Source organism: Bacillus sp. V33-4, from assembly GCF_002860225.1.
In the GTDB taxonomy this organism is placed as follows: domain Bacteria; phylum Bacillota; class Bacilli; order Bacillales; family Cytobacillaceae; genus Bacillus_BJ; species Bacillus_BJ canaveralius.
In genome coordinates, this window is record NZ_PGVC01000078.1 from 1 (window position 1) to 14,728 (window position 14,728).

General features: G+C 42.8%; 12 protein-coding genes. All 12 read right to left on the reverse strand.

All coding sequences use genetic code 11. The features are described from left to right. Positions 1–198: 198 nt before the first annotated feature. Positions 199–1,554, reverse strand: coding sequence for an aspartate aminotransferase family protein (locus tag CVD23_RS21040; RefSeq protein WP_101579247.1), 1,356 nt, complete (start codon positions 1,552–1,554; stop codon positions 199–201). A 16-nt stretch (positions 1,555–1,570) separates the two neighbouring features. Further along, complete coding sequence (locus CVD23_RS21045; protein WP_101579248.1) at positions 1,571–3,037, reverse strand: CoA-acylating methylmalonate-semialdehyde dehydrogenase; 1,467 nt, start codon at positions 3,035–3,037, stop codon at positions 1,571–1,573. 164 nt (positions 3,038–3,201) lie between these two features. After that, positions 3,202–4,839 carry a PucR family transcriptional regulator gene (locus CVD23_RS21055; RefSeq protein ID WP_101667068.1) on the reverse strand — a complete coding sequence of 546 codons (1,638 nt, stop codon included), beginning with the start codon at positions 4,837–4,839 and terminating at the stop codon, positions 3,202–3,204. An 87-nt stretch (positions 4,840–4,926) separates the two neighbouring features. Further along, entirely contained in the window at positions 4,927–5,160 is a 234-nt protein-coding gene (locus tag CVD23_RS21060) for a hypothetical protein (RefSeq protein WP_101667069.1), read from the reverse strand. A 69-nt stretch (positions 5,161–5,229) separates the two neighbouring features. Next, positions 5,230–5,448 (reverse strand): hypothetical protein, encoded by a 219-nt coding sequence (locus tag CVD23_RS21065; RefSeq protein WP_101667070.1) that lies wholly within the window; start codon positions 5,446–5,448, stop codon positions 5,230–5,232. A gap of 36 nt (positions 5,449–5,484) precedes the next feature. After that, a complete protein-coding gene (locus tag CVD23_RS21070) occupies positions 5,485–6,957 on the reverse strand; it encodes an NCS1 family transporter (RefSeq protein ID WP_101579253.1) in 1,473 nt (490 codons plus the stop codon). Positions 6,958–7,106: 149 nt separating this feature from the next. Further along, entirely contained in the window at positions 7,107–8,525 is a 1,419-nt protein-coding gene (hydA, locus tag CVD23_RS21075) for a dihydropyrimidinase (RefSeq protein ID WP_101579254.1), read from the reverse strand. A gap of 26 nt (positions 8,526–8,551) precedes the next feature. Next, the gene (gene preA / locus CVD23_RS21080; protein ID WP_101579255.1) at positions 8,552–9,829 is read right to left on the reverse strand and encodes an NAD-dependent dihydropyrimidine dehydrogenase subunit PreA; all 1,278 of its coding nucleotides are present in this window, start codon (positions 9,827–9,829) and stop codon (positions 8,552–8,554) included. 135 nt (positions 9,830–9,964) lie between these two features. Beyond that, positions 9,965–11,335, reverse strand: a complete 1,371-nt coding sequence (locus CVD23_RS21085; protein WP_101579256.1) for an NAD(P)-dependent oxidoreductase — start codon at positions 11,333–11,335, stop codon at positions 9,965–9,967. 90 nt (positions 11,336–11,425) lie between these two features. After that, on the reverse strand, positions 11,426–12,316 hold the full coding sequence (locus CVD23_RS21090; protein WP_101579257.1) for a nitrilase-related carbon-nitrogen hydrolase: 891 nt from the start codon (positions 12,314–12,316) through the stop codon (positions 11,426–11,428). Between the two features lie 603 nt (positions 12,317–12,919). Continuing rightward, positions 12,920–13,735 (reverse strand): zinc transporter ZupT, encoded by an 816-nt coding sequence (gene zupT, locus CVD23_RS21095; protein ID WP_373270879.1) that lies wholly within the window; start codon positions 13,733–13,735, stop codon positions 12,920–12,922. Positions 13,736–14,530: 795 nt separating this feature from the next. Then, a partial coding sequence (locus tag CVD23_RS21105; RefSeq protein WP_180955751.1) for a transposase occupies positions 14,531–14,728 on the reverse strand: 198 nt, incomplete at its 5' end.

Below are 14,728 nucleotides of genomic sequence, written 5' to 3' on the forward strand. Positions count from 1 at the left end.
CATGAATCCGCTTACACGTTTTAGGTGGAAATAAATTCCGCCAACAAATGCTTGACTCAAACGGTCTTGGAACTCAGCTAGGAAAAACGTTTCGGTCGGAGCTATAATATAGTAGACCAAAGTTAGTTTTCATAACCAAGCAAAACAGCCGGTATCATAATGATAATCCGGCTGTTTTGCATTTGCTATTCAATATGGTTAGCTGATTTTGTTAAGGGCTGCTGTAAGCGTGTCGACAACAAAGTCCAAATCTTTCTGTTCGATATTTAATGGCGGAGATAGTGTTAATACATTATTGTATCCGGCAACCGTGGTGCCATTTTTGCCGATTAATAAACCGGACTTTTTGCAATCAGCAATCACTTCATTCACTAGAGCGCTATCCAGTGGTTCCTTCGAGTCTTTGTTCTTCACTAATTCAATTCCAATCAATAGCCCCTTGCCGCGGACATCGCCCACATAAGGGTGGTTTGTCAGCAGATTGGTTAACTCATTCAAAACCTTTTCCCCCAGATCCCGGGAGCGATCAAACAATTTTTCCTCTTCCATAATCTCAAGATTTTTTATCGCCAGGGCACAGGCGGCCGGATTTCCGCCGAACGTATTGACGTGCCGGAAAAAATCATATTCATCGGCGCTCTTGAAAGCTTCATAGATTTCTTTTCTTACAGCTGTTGCGGAAAGCGGTAAATAAGCGCTCGTAATTCCTTTTGCCATTGTTATGATGTCGGGTTTTATGCCATAGTTCATAAAGCCAAACGGTTTACCGGTGCGGCCAAAACCGCAGATGACTTCATCTACAATCAGAAGTGCCCCGTGTTTTTCGCACACCTGTTTAGCGGCTTGCATATAACCTTCTGGTGGAACAAGCACTCCCCCTCCTGTAATAATCGGTTCCATAATCATCGCAGCAATTGTTTCACTCAACTCCCACGTCATCACCCGGTCTATTTCTTTTACTGAAGCCAGTTCATGGGGGTCAGAAACGTTGCAATCATCCCGGTATGAATCCGGAGGCGATACATGGATGAAGCCTGGGGATAGCGGCTCGTATTTGTATTTTCTTTGCGCCTGGCCTGTTGCTGCTAAAGCTCCCATTGAATTGCCGTGGTAGCCGCGGTAGCGGGAAATGATTTTATAGCGATTATGCTCCCCGCTTTGCTGATGATATTGCCGGGCGATTTTAAACGCGGTTTCGTTTGCCTCAGAGCCGCTGTTTGAGAAAAAAATGACGTACTCATCTTCAAGAATCTCATTTAATTTTTCTGCCAGCTTAATAGCCGGAACATGGCTGTTTGTCAGCGGAAAATAAGCCATTTCCTTCAACTGTTCATAAGCCGCTTCGGCAAGCTCCGTTCTTCCATATCCAACATTTACACACCATAAGCCTGCCATCGCGTCTAAATAACGCTTTCCCTCTGCATCGGTGATCCATGATCCTTCAGCTTTTGCCGCGACAATCGTCGCCTTTGGATTGTAAGGCTTCATCGAATGCCAAATGTATTTTTCATCCTGCTCCAACAATTGGTCCTGGGAATGACTCGTTTGAACCATTTTTATCACTCCTTTGCTAAAAATCAAATCGGGAGGTGATCATTTTTTTGCGGGTATAGAAGTTTAATCCGTCTTTACCATTTACATGGAGATCTCCATAGAACGAATCCTTCCAGCCGGAGAATGGGAAGAAGGCCATCGTTGCCGGAACACCGACATTAATGCCAAGCATGCCTGCATCAGCTTCTTCACGGAATTGCCGGATTGCTTTTGCGTTATTTGTATAAATAGTTGCGCCGTTTCCGTATCTTGATTTTCTCATAAAGTCGAGTGCTTCATCCAGATCTCTGGCGCGAAGAACGCTTAGTACTGGTGCGAAAATTTCATCCTTTGCGATCGTCATTTCCGGCCGGACATGGTCGAAAATAGTCGGCCCTATGAAATTCCCCTTGGCATGCTCAGCCATTTCCCTCCGTCCATCCCGGATAAGTTCGGCTCCGTCAGTAATTCCCTTTTCGATATAGCCAAGAACTTTATCGCGATGCTGCTTCCGGATCACCGGAGTTAATAACACCTCGTCATCCATGCCGTTCCCGATGATCAATTCATCTGCTTTTTTCTTTAAGATATCTACAAAAGGTCCATTATCGCCGACTACGACAACCGCGCTGCAAGCCATGCACCGCTGTCCGGCACTTCCGAAAGTAGAACTGATGATATGCTGGACAGCCTTTTCCATATTCGCATCCGGCATGACGATATGATGATTCTTTGCTCCTGAAAGAGCCTGGACCCGCTTTCCTTCTGCGGATGCCCGTTCATATACATACTTGGCCACCGGCTGTGAACCAACAAAAGAGATCGCGGCAACATCTTCATGATCAAGCAATCCATTGACAACTTCATGGGCTCCATGAACAACATTCAATACACCCGGAGGCGCTCCCGCTTCCGAAAACAACTCTGCAAGCTTGTTGGCCAGGATCGGTGTTCGTTCAGAAGGCTTCAACACAAACGTATTCCCGCAGGCAATCGCTAACGGAAACATCCAAAGCGGTACCATCATCGGAAAGTTAAACGGGGTAATCCCACCTACGACGCCGAGCGGATAGCGAAACATTTCTGAATCCATGTCCTCTGCAATACCTGATATCGTTTCTCCCATTATTAATGTAGGTGCACCTGCAGCAAATTCGACACACTCGATCCCGCGCTGCACTTCTCCATGTGCTTCCTTATACGCCTTGCCATTCTCCCCGACAATCAGCCTGGCCAGTTCTTCGTGGTTTTCTGTTAATAAATAATGATATTTAAATAGAATTCTTGCTCTTTTCGGCACAGGCACGTTTTTCCATGAGTCGAACGCGTTCTTTGCTGCGGACACGGCAAAATTTACATCCTCTTTTGTGGAAAGCGGAACTTTTGCCAATAGCTCGTTTGTTGCTGGGTTTGGCACCTCAAGTGCTTGCTGGCTAGTTGAATGTATCCACTGACCATTAATATAATTTTCGAGAACCGTTGTATCATTTGTAGTGATATTCATGTTTCGACCTCCTTTGTGATTGAATTTTCGTTATATCAACGAAACGTTCCCCCTTCTTGTCAGCAAAAATATAATCCTTATATATGATTATCGCGAACCAGCAAAAGGCATTCATTAGACATTTTGTAAAAAGTATGACAGAATTTCTTCCACACTTTGACAACTTATCGGTAAAAGGATTTTGAATCATTCAGATCCATCCTCCGCTGTGTATGAGAAGGGGTTAAATAATCTTTTACAAGAAGCATAAACTCGATTGCAACCCGTTTTTCATGGTCCATAAAATCTTCTCCAAGAAGGTTTTCAATTTTTTGAAGACGATGGTATAAGGTTTGCCGCACGATAAAAAGCTGTTTCGATGTTTCTTGCTTTGACCCATTGCATTGTAAGTACGCTGTTAAGGTTTCCAGAAGTTTCCCATTATACTTTTGATCATATTCAATAACCGGCAGCAAGTATTCCATGACAAGTTCTTGTAAATCGATATGTTTATTCATCAGGGCAATGAGACGATACAGATGTAAATCTTCATAGAAATGATAAATCTTGCCCATCGTCAGCTTATGTTGGATGTTGAGCGTTTCTTTGGCTGTATAATAGCTCTTATGCAGATCGTTTAAGTTATCAATAAACTTGCCTGCGCCTATAAAAATTTTTCCCGAATTTTGTTTTCTCATAAACTCAGAATCTTCTAGTGACTTAATCGCGTTTGTGATTCGTTCTTTTAAATTCCTTTTTGTCCGGTTATTCAATAGAATGAAAATGATTTCATTTCTTTTTTCGACTGAAAATACAGCACAGCCATGCTGTTCAAAAACAGAGCGGAACAGAAGTTTTAAATAAGTGATATCCTGACTCGGCTTTTCCTTTAAGACCGTAAGCTTTGCAATTAAAACTACCGCATCATTGGCCGCATTTTTAATACCGTGCTCAACCAAGTATTCGGTAATGCTCTCGTTCGGATGTTCACCTGCAAGCCATCCATGCAGCCACTCAAACTCTTCCACCCGCTTCTTCTCTTCCACAAACAAATCTCTTAATAAATGCTGGGCTAAAGCGGTTGAAGTTCGATCTAAAATTAACAAATCGAATTCATTAATCGGAAGTTCTTTTGAGTAGATATATAGTTCCGCGTATTCCTGTCCAAATAAATAAATGGGCGAATATGCGAAATGATCAGTAGGCAATGGATCCGCTTCTTGAAGGCAGTGAATAATAGAGCTTTGCTCCTGGCTGCTGATATTGGGAACGAATTCGTATTGCTGATCCTTCAGGCGAAAAATGATTTGGACATCCAGAGCTGAAAATATAATTTGCAGAATATCCTCATACGTTTCGATTGTAAGCAACCGTTTGTTCAGGCTTTGCGAATAGTTCTCCAAATCGGAGATCATCCGATATTGTTGATTGATTAGAACCGAATGGATATCTTGGGTGATTTCAACAAAGGGCACCTCTTGTTGAAAAATAATGATTGGAAATTGATGCTGGTTGGCAATATCAATGACTTCCCCAGGTATTTCTGTCATATAGGTTCCGAGCTCGATGCATAAGGCGGCGGCATTGTTTTCTAAAAGCTGCTTAAGCATGGAAATAAACAAATTCTCATCCTCTTGCCAAGCTACTCCGGTTGATAAAATGAGTTCATTTCCGTTTAAGAGATTGCGAATATTCGTCACTTCGACAACATGTACCCATTTCACAATTCGATGAATGCCTTCTTCTCCGGCTATTACAATCGTGTTTTCGAAGTGTTTCCGACTTAAAATATCCTCGACCTTAAGTTGAAAATGTCCTTTCATCGTGCAGCTCCCCCATAATCGGAATCTTCGTTCAACGTTATCAATAAAAAGGATTGGAGAGCTAATCCAATCCTTTACTTACAATAGTTAATGAATGAGCGGCAGATATCTTTGGATTTCCTTTAACATCGACTCAAATTGCTCTTTGTCTGTAAAATCGTCTGAACCCCAATTGTTCAAAATCCAGGCTGCCAATTCCCATGCAGAATTGAACACTTCCCCGCTTGAGTCTGATTTCCTGATCGTGTAGCGTCCATTGTCTTCATCGATTGTCACTTCGCACGGGAAGGCATTGTCCTTTGATTTCAAAAAGAATTCCACATTCTTTCTCTCCTTTTTGAAACAATTTTTTGAAATAATTTCATTTACAGATCGGCCTCTGCTACCTTTTTAATTCGCTGTTCTATGTTGATGAATGAGAAGAGTTGAAAAGTACTTTCGCGCATTTGCTGTTCCAATAAGTAGGGTTTCATGCTTTTTTCCATCTGGATGGATAAAATCGACTAAAGCTCCGTCCAAGTTTTCTTGTACGCTGTTGATCCGATATCCCTTTTCTATCAGAAAATCGATTTTGTCTCTTTCATCGAGAAATTGTCGATGCTCAGACATTAAATCCCCCTCCGTGTTTTCATCTTTTAATAATGATTAATCCAGCGTGACATTTGTCGGAATCTCGTGTAAAACCGGCTCAAATTGCTCATCTTCGATCATCCAATCCCGCCCGACCGAAATTCCTAAATATTTTTCATCGCTTGGATCTTCTATTTCGGCCTGTTTATATTTTTTGAACCACCAGAATTTTGCAAGTATATAGTAGAGGACGGCACCAACTAAAAATCCAGCCAAAAACCCGTAGTTCGGTACAAAATAGGAAGCGGCGGCGCCAATGATCCAGGATATGAATCCGGCTAAGTTTATACCGCTCATATATTTAAACTGCCCCTGGCTTTCAAATAACTCCGGCACATTTACCCTTCTTTTACGGAGCAGATAATAATCGGCAAATAGAATACCAACAATTGCTGACAATATCCCGCCGACGAATAAGAGAAAGGGAATAATGATCGCAAATAAATTCCATGGCTGTACGATTGAGCCGACAATCCCCGCCGTAATAACCCCAGCCCAAAATGGAAACTTGGGTCCGCCAACGTTAGAGAAAATAGTCGCAGCCGGCACAACATTCGCTGCCGTATTGGTCGACCATTGGGCTAAGACGATCATTAACAATAAAATAGCAAGGATAACACCGCCAGCAGCCTCTTGAAGAGCCGCGACTGGGTCGTAGTTCAGTACCGCGATGTATGAAATGGCACCAATAATAATCATGAAGGTCTGTGTTAACGGCATAGCAACGAGATTTCCGATTAACGACCCTTTATTCCTTTTAAACCAGTTCTTTTCATTGACAGGTGCTTTCATAAAACGGGAAATGCTTGGAATATCTGCACTAAGCGTCGCCCAAAAGCCCATATTACTGAAAATGACGATTAAAAAAGCTGTAAACGCATCACTGCCGGTAGCAGGATTTTCTGCCCAAGTCCAAATGTTTCGTCCCTGGCCAGCAGCAGTATCTGATAATGAAACGTACATCCAAACCGAAATTAAGATGATGATCGGTGCCGCTAAATCGGCAAAGCGTTCAATGGATTTAATTCCGAGAGCCGTATTGACCAATTGTACAATCGCAAAAATGAGGTAACAAATAAACCAGTTGTCAAAACCAATTAAAATATCTAATATGCCATTCATCGCTGTTGCTCCAAAGTACGTGTTAATGCCAAACCACATCGAAGCAGTAATGCCGCGTGTGACGGAAGGGATATGTGTGCCGATTGTTCCAAATGGTGCTCTCATATAAACCGGAAATGACAATCCGTGTTCAATCCCAATATCGGCGATTAACGAAATAAATAAGCCGATCGCAAGGCAGCCAATAACAGTCGCAATGATCACTAACGGTAAAGGCAATGTCATAACACCAGAACCGCCAATCGCAAAGGTTGCCAGCACGACAACCATCCCTACCCACATAAAAGAAAAACCTAATGAAGTGATTTTTCGGTCTTTTTGCTGAATTGGAAACAAATCCGGTGATTTCAAGTGGCTTTTTTTCATACCAACTCTCCTTTTTTCGGTTGAAATTGCAGAAAATCCAGATCATATTTCATAAACCGAATCGCGTTGATGGATATCGACCAGGAGATAAAAGCGGGATGTTTGTCTTCAACAAATTAAGGCAGGAGTACTCTGATGAAGGTATTTTGTTAAATCGATTGCATTTCAGTTTGCCCTAATGCAGTGTGCAGTGAATATTTCGCCCTCTTCAAATATTGACCGGATCCAGGCGTACCGACAAATTGCTTGTTGCGAATGACGAATTCTCCTTTTGATAACACGGAAACAGGCTCTCCGTAAACTTTCATGCCTTCAAATGCATTATAGTCGACGGCCATATGGTGGCTTTCAGCAGAAATCGTCCGTACCACATTGGGATCGAAAATCACGATATCAGCATCAGTTCCAATGGCAATCGTCCCTTTTTTCGGAAATAACCCAAATAGCTTGGCGACGCGAGTGGATGTAATATCAACAAACTGATTTAAAGTAATGCGTCCCTTCTTGACGCCCTCAGAGAATAAGATCGAGATTCTGTCTTCAATGGTTGGGCCGCCATTCGGGATTTTTGTAAAATCATTTCGTCCTAAATCCTTTTGCCCTTTAAAGTCGAATGAACACTGGTCCGATCCGAGCGTCTGCAGCTGTCCATTTTTTAACGCATTCCAGAGGACGTCCTGATTCCATTTCTCCCTTAACGGCGGTGACCAAACGTATTTGGCACCTTCAAAATTTGGCTTTTCTAAATAGCTTTGATCAAGGACCAAATATTGCGGGCAAGTTTCTCCCCAAATATCAAAGCCTTTACTGCGGGCTTCGGCGATTCTTTCAACCGCATCCGCACATGAAACGTGAACGACATATAACTGTGAATTGGCGAGTCCTGCCAGCTGGGCAGCGCGCCCTGTTGCTTCTCCCTCCACTACAGGGGGGCGTGTTAAGGCATGATAGATTGGGTCTCTGTTTCCTTCTGCGATTGCTTTTTTTGTTAAGTAATCGATAACGTCACCATTCTCAGCGTGAACCATCACTAGGGCCCCGAGTTCTTTAGCTGCCAGGAGTGTTCGGAATAATGTTTCATCATCGGCCTGGAAAACATTTTTATAAGCCATAAACACTTTAAATGATGTGATTCCTTCTTCTTCTATCACTTGCGGAAGCTCACCCAGGACATGTTCATTAATTTCACCAATCATGAGGTGGAAACCATAGTCAATAACTGCTTTCTGTTTTGACTTTGCATGCCAAGTCTGAATCGAATTTTTTAGAGGTTCCCCTTTATTCGTCAAACAAAAATCAATAATCGTAGTAGTTCCGCCAAAGGCAGCCGCGATTGTCCCTGTTTCAAAATCGTCTTTTGTCACCGTACCGCCAAATGGCATGTCAAGGTGGGTGTGCGGATCGATTCCGCCAGGAAAGACGAAACAGCCGGCCGCATCAATGATTTCAGCCCCAGGAGCGGATAAGCTTGAACCGATTGTCGATATTTTTCCATTCTCAACTAAAATGTCTGCCTGAAATGTATCTGATGCTGTCACGATGATGCCGTTTTTGATGAGTTTTATCATATTCGATTTCCTCCCTGACAAGTTTTCTACAACTGCTTCACACTTTGAGCCAGACTAAGGACTGCCTGACGCTCATTCCAACTCATTGGCGGTTGTTCATGAGGAACCTCGATCATGTCAATCGCGCCGTCAACCGGACAGACGATCGAGCATAAGTTACAACCGACACAATCTTCTTCCCGTACTTTTAAATAGCTTTTTCCACTCGCATCCGCTAATATGTCGATGCATTGATGCGATGTATCTTCACAGGCAATATGGCACTTATTACAATTGATGCAAACCTCTGTATTTATTTGGGCAACGATATTGTAATTAAGGTCCAGATTTCCCCAGTCCGAATATCTGGGTACGGTTTTTCCAATCAGTTCTGATACAGAGGAAATTCCTTTCTCATTTAAGTAGTGATCAAGTCCTTCCACCATATCTTCAATAATCCGAAACCCGTGATGCATCGCCGCAGTACAAATTTGCACCCCTGTCGCACCCATGAGCATAAATTCAACGGCATTTTGCCAGTTCGAGATTCCACCAATTCCGGATATCGGGACATTGATTCTTGGATTGCGGGCACATTCCGCGACCATGCTTAATGCAATTGGCTTAACAGCAGGGCCGCAATATCCGCCATGAGCCCCTTTTCCGGCAACATGCGGTATTGTATTCCATGAATCAATATCAACACCGGCCAGGCTATTGATCGTGTTGATCATACTGACTGCATCTGCTCCCCCGTTGACAGCGGCTTCTGCAGTCGCTGTGATGTCCGTGATATTCGGCGTCAATTTCACGATAACCGGGGTTTTAGCCGCTTCTTTAACCCAATATGTCTGCTTCTCAACCAGTTCCGGCACTTGACCGGAAGCAGAGCCCATCCCGCGCTCGGCCATCCCGTGTGGACAACCGAAGTTTAATTCCAGTCCATCAACGCCGACATCCTCAACACGCTTAACAATTTCATGCCATTTTTCCTGCTTCGGTTCAACCATTAACGATGCCACAACTGCATGATTGGGAAATCGCTTTTTAGTCTCATAAATTTCTTTTAAATTGACATCCAGCGGCCGATCCGTAATTAGTTCAATGTTGTTAAACCCCGCTACCTTTTGCCCATTAAAACTGATAGCAGCGAATCGAGATGTAACATTTAATATCGGGTCACCCAATGTTTTCCATACTGCTCCTCCCCAGCCTGCTTCAAAGGCTCTTTGTACCTGATAGCCGGAATTGGTTGGAGGGGCTGAGGCAAGCCAGAATGGATTGGGTGACCTAATTCCAGCGAGATTAATGCTTAAATCTGCCATCTCTTTCTCTCCCTTTTTTGTGGAATAAAAGAAATCCAAGTGTTCTTTTTAATTCGTGTTTCGGATGATTTATTTTGAGAAATGAGGCATTTTCGATAAATGAGAGAAACTTTTCATAACTGGCTGATATGCTACTTAAGCTGTTTCAAAAGCCGTAGTAAGCAGCATGTGAATGGAGTAGGCTGCTTTTTTTCCTTGCTGGGCAGCAGTTACGACCATGGCGTCGCCTTTTCCTTTACCAAAAACGATGTCACCACAAGCAAATATTTTAGGATTTGACGTTTGAAAGGTTTCTTGGTTGACTTGGACGACGCCGTTTTCATGGCGAAGGCGGAACGATTCGATTAACTGCAAATGTCGTGATTGTCCGATCGCTTTAATAACAGCATCAACCGGAATCACATGTTCGGAGCCGCTAATCGGTACCGGGCTCCGGCGTCCGTCTCGCTCAGGCTCACCAAGCTTCATTTTGATACACTCGATTCCGGTTACCTTCCCGTTTTGAGCAGCGATGATTCGTTTCGGTGCGGTTAACCAGCGGAACTCGACGCCATCCTGTTTGGCAAATTCATACTCAAAATCATAAGCAGACATCTCCTCTTCGGTTCTACGATAGAGGATTTTTACATTGTCAGCCCCAAGACGGACCGAACATGTGGCAGCGTCGATGGCAGTATTTCCAGCACCAATCACGACTGCACGCTTTCCGATCAAGTCCTTTGATAATTGGCCGCTTTTCGTTGCCTTTACGAATTCGATTGCATCGAATACCCCATCTGCGTTTTCGCCTTCAATATTGAGGCTTGGGACATTCGCCATTCCAGCAGCAAGGATGATAAAGTCGAAATTTTCAGTTAAATATTCCGCTGAAACATCCCTTCCGACCATCGTATTTGTTCTGATCTTTACATTGAGTTTTTGAACTTGTTCAACTTCCCAGAATGAAATCGACTGTGGCAAACGGAAGGAAACGATGCCAAACGTATTTAATCCGCCGGCTATTTCTGCTGCTTCGAAAATCGTAACTTCATAGCCTAATCTGGCAAGCTCCCTGGCAGCAGATAATCCTGCAGGACCCGATCCGATCACGGCAACTGTTCTGCCGTTTAGTTTTCCTGGTTGAAAAAGGGTTTGTTCATTTTGAATCGCCCAATCTGTTGCATATCGCTGCAGGTTACCGATCATGATCGGCTTTGTTGAATCATTTAGTACACAAGCACCTTCACAAAGCTCTTCGGTAGGACAAACCCGGGCACAGCTTGCACCAATTGGATTAGAAATCATGATCGTCTTGGCAGACCCCAGTAAATTTCCGGAGCTGATTTTTTTAATAAACGCTGGGATATCGATCCCGGTCGGGCACGCCTTAATGCAGGGAGCGTCATAACAATAAAGGCATCGATTCGACTCTTCAAACGCTTCTTGACGGGTCAGGCCTGGTTCAACTTCATGGAAATTCTGTTTGAGATCGGTCCAGGAAATACGCTGCTTTTTTGCAGTAGCCAATGAGAAGCCCTCCTTTTCTCAATCTTTCAAATAATGAATACATTCCAAGGGGCCAGTCGGCTGACCCCAGTGGTGTTAAATTCCCTTTTGTTAAGGGAGTAATGCTGACATTTCTCCGTAGGTCTCAGGGCGGCGATCCCGATAAAACTGCCATGTGTCACGAACTTCACGAATGATTTTCTTATTCATCTCACCGATGATCACTTCATCCTTATCCCGGCTTGCGGTAGCGACAAAATTCCCTCTTGGGTCGACTAAATAGGATTGGCCATAAAATTCACCCATTTTCCATGGTGATTCAAAGCCAACCCGGTTAATTGCGCCCAAGTAGTAGCCGTTTGCAACCGCATGGGCCGGCTGCTCCAGCTTCCATAAATATTCGGATAGGCCTGCGACCGTAGCAGAAGGGTTAAAGACGATTTCAGCACCATTTAAGCCAAGTAACCTCGCTCCCTCCGGGAAGTGTCGATCATAGCATATATATACTCCAACCTTTGCAAATGCAGTATCGAATACAGGATAGCCGAGGTTTCCAGGTTTAAAGTAAAACTTCTCCCAAAACCCATAACCATCATTTCCTACCCCGACATGGGGAATATGCTGCTTTCGATATTTTCCGAGATAAGAGCCATCTGCATCGATCACGGCAGCTGTGTTATAGTAAGTAGCAATCCCTTCTCTCTCATAGATCGGCAGGATAATTACGACAGCGAGTTCCCTGGCCAACTCCCTGAATAAGCTGGTCGTTGGTCCATTCGGGATTTCTTCGGCCGCATCATACCATTTCGTATTTTGCTCGGAGCAGAAATACGGTCCATAAAAAATCTCCTGCAAGCAAATGATTTGTGCTCCATTGCTGGCAGCCTCTTTTACCAGCTTGATGTGTTTTTCAATCGCTTTTTCCTTATGAACCTCGACCGGTTCGTTTCCATCTACATCGTGGGTTGCTTGAATTAACCCGATTTTCACAATATCTGACATCGTTTCGCCCCCTAATATTGACATAACCCGCGATAAAATCTAATTCCTCCTTTTTAGTTAAAATTTTTATCAGAAAATTCTGCATCTTATTTTTATTTTACAGATGATAAAATTGCATATCATTATACAACCTGTAAAATGATGCAAGCATTTGTTTAACCAATATGTAAGATGTATTTTTTACATAGCTATGACTGAACGAGTAAGAAAGTAAACTGATTTTGAGGATTGGTCAGCTTGTCTATTCCCTTTTAGACAAGTAGGTGGTGTGGAAATGCAAGCCCTATAGGGTGACTTTCTTGTACACTTTTCTGAATCTTTAACCAATTTAACATAAGAAGACAAAAAAATTTGTCAAAATTAAATTGAAGCGATCTTTTTCTTTTAGGAAACAAACAGGAACTACTTTTATTCGAACCCCTTTACATATGCAGATGAAAAAGCTTTCAAAAATCTAATATGCAAGGAGAATCAGTATGTGATACCTCAAAAAGTTCTCGACAGTTCCTACTAATATTGGCGAATGATTTTGAAGGCGGTGTTGCTATGTCATGAAAAGCAAAAAGCGTACTTCCAATTTGGATGTACGCTTTTTCATTATTTTTAAATAAACAACAGCAAGCTGACTGCCATCACGGCCATACCGCCGACCAGCCCATAGATGGATAAGTGTTCTTCATCGTATTTTTTTGCGGCTGGCAACAGTTCGTCAACGGATATAAAAACCATTATTCCAGCAACAGCAGCGAAGATGACCCCGAACATGATATCGTTCAGAAAGGGCATTAAAATGAAGTAAGCAACAATCGCTCCGACTGGCTCTGACAATCCAGACAGGAATGAAAGCTTAAATGCTTTTTTCTTATCTCCCGTTGCAAAGTAAACAGGGACAGATACAGCAATTCCTTCAGGAATATTATGAATCGCGATAGCGACGGCAATCGCAATCCCAAGTCCTGGATTTTGTAAGGCTGAAGTAAAGGTAGCAATTCCTTCAGGGAAGTTGTGGATGGCTATGGCAAGGGCCGTAAATGTTCCCATTTTTAGTAGCTGTGGATCGCCGTTTACAGCCTTTTCTGGTTTAGTCATATCCTCGACTTTCTTAAGTTCGTGTGGGTTTCCTTGTTTGGGAATAAATTTGTCAATCAACGCAATTAAAAGAATTCCACCAAAGAAACCGGCAACCGTCACCCAGTTTCCCAACTCAACTCCTAGCGACCCTACGAGAGCATCCTTTGCTTTCACAAAAATCTCGATCATGGATACGTAGATCATCACCCCTGCTGAAAAACCGAGTGACACTGATAAAAATTTCGTATTTGTAGTAGATGTGAAAAATGCAAGAACACTTCCAATTCCTGTGGCGAGGCCAGCCATTAACGTCAGGCCAAATGCAAATAAAATATTTTCAGCGATCATCTCTTCTCTCCCTAACTTTGGTGTCCTGGAATAGCACGTTTTTATAAAGCTGTTTTGCGGTTCTTCAATATCAAAGTCTAAAAATGTCTTCAATACGACTTCTTCTAAATTAAATGTATGCTGTATCAAAAGGAAAGTTTCCTATGGGAAACATTTTACACCTAAGGAAACATGGGCGTCAACTGCTTTGTTTTGACTTGATACTTTCCATTATCGACCAATATGCCCCTGTTTTAACGATAATAATGCGAAATGTCACTGAGGCGATAAGAAAGAAGCGTTGGATTATTTTACGTGCATGGCGCAATATGATTGCAGCCCGGCTCGGGAAGATTTGCAAGGCTCAGGGATTGCGTGCCCGGACCTTAAAGATACCCTTGCTCCTTGGTACAATTTTATGAGGAGCATAAATCTGATTATCACATAAAAAGGTGAATAAGATGGAAAGTTACTCTATGTTGATTAACAAGCAGGAAGCCTTTTTTCGAACAGGCAAAACGAAGGACTTAGCTTTTCGGGTATCTGCTTTACAAAAATTAAAAAACTCAATAAATACATATGAAACCACCATTCCGTTTCGATACCCGAGTATAAAGAACGGACTCAAAAAATAAAATTGTTTATTAAATGATGGTTTATTCGTAAAGCAAAAAGAGTGCTCGGCGGGAGGCCACTGAAAATCTGCGGATTTTATGGTCTTCTTGATAGCTTCTAAAGAAAAGCCGACTCTTACTCCAGATTTCTGGAAGAAAGAGTCGGCTTTTTCTTGTTTTTCAGTCTGGTTTTCCTCTATTTTTAACTCATTTGCTTCAAGATTCTCTTTAAATTGACGGTGAATATGGCCATGGCACCTTGCAACTCCATGCCAATTAAACCCGAGGATGTGGCCACATCGTACCCGTGTCTGTGCTTCAACTCACTATTTTTTGACTCTATCTTGTAGCGCTCTTTTGATTTCTCCTTGAAGTACTCGCTTTCCTGAAATTTCGCCTG

Bases quoted from the DNA above. Each gene is read 5' to 3' on its own strand.
- CVD23_RS21040 (WP_101579247.1), bottom strand. From the start codon at position 1,554: ATGGTTCAAACGAGTCATTCCCAGGACCAATTGTTGGAGCAGGATGAA.
- hydA (WP_101579254.1), bottom strand. From the start codon at position 8,525: ATGATAAAACTCATCAAAAACGGCATCATCGTGACAGCATCAGATACA.
- CVD23_RS21065 (WP_101667070.1), bottom strand. From the start codon at position 5,448: ATGTCTGAGCATCGACAATTTCTCGATGAAAGAGACAAAATCGATTTT.
- CVD23_RS21090 (WP_101579257.1), bottom strand. From the start codon at position 12,316: ATGTCAGATATTGTGAAAATCGGGTTAATTCAAGCAACCCACGATGTA.
- zupT (WP_373270879.1), bottom strand. From the start codon at position 13,735: ATGATCGCTGAAAATATTTTATTTGCATTTGGCCTGACGTTAATGGCT.
- CVD23_RS21055 (WP_101667068.1), bottom strand. From the start codon at position 4,839: ATGAAAGGACATTTTCAACTTAAGGTCGAGGATATTTTAAGTCGGAAA.
- preA (WP_101579255.1), bottom strand. From the start codon at position 9,829: ATGGCAGATTTAAGCATTAATCTCGCTGGAATTAGGTCACCCAATCCA.
- CVD23_RS21045 (WP_101579248.1), bottom strand. From the start codon at position 3,037: ATGAATATCACTACAAATGATACAACGGTTCTCGAAAATTATATTAAT.
- CVD23_RS21070 (WP_101579253.1), bottom strand. From the start codon at position 6,957: ATGAAAAAAAGCCACTTGAAATCACCGGATTTGTTTCCAATTCAGCAA.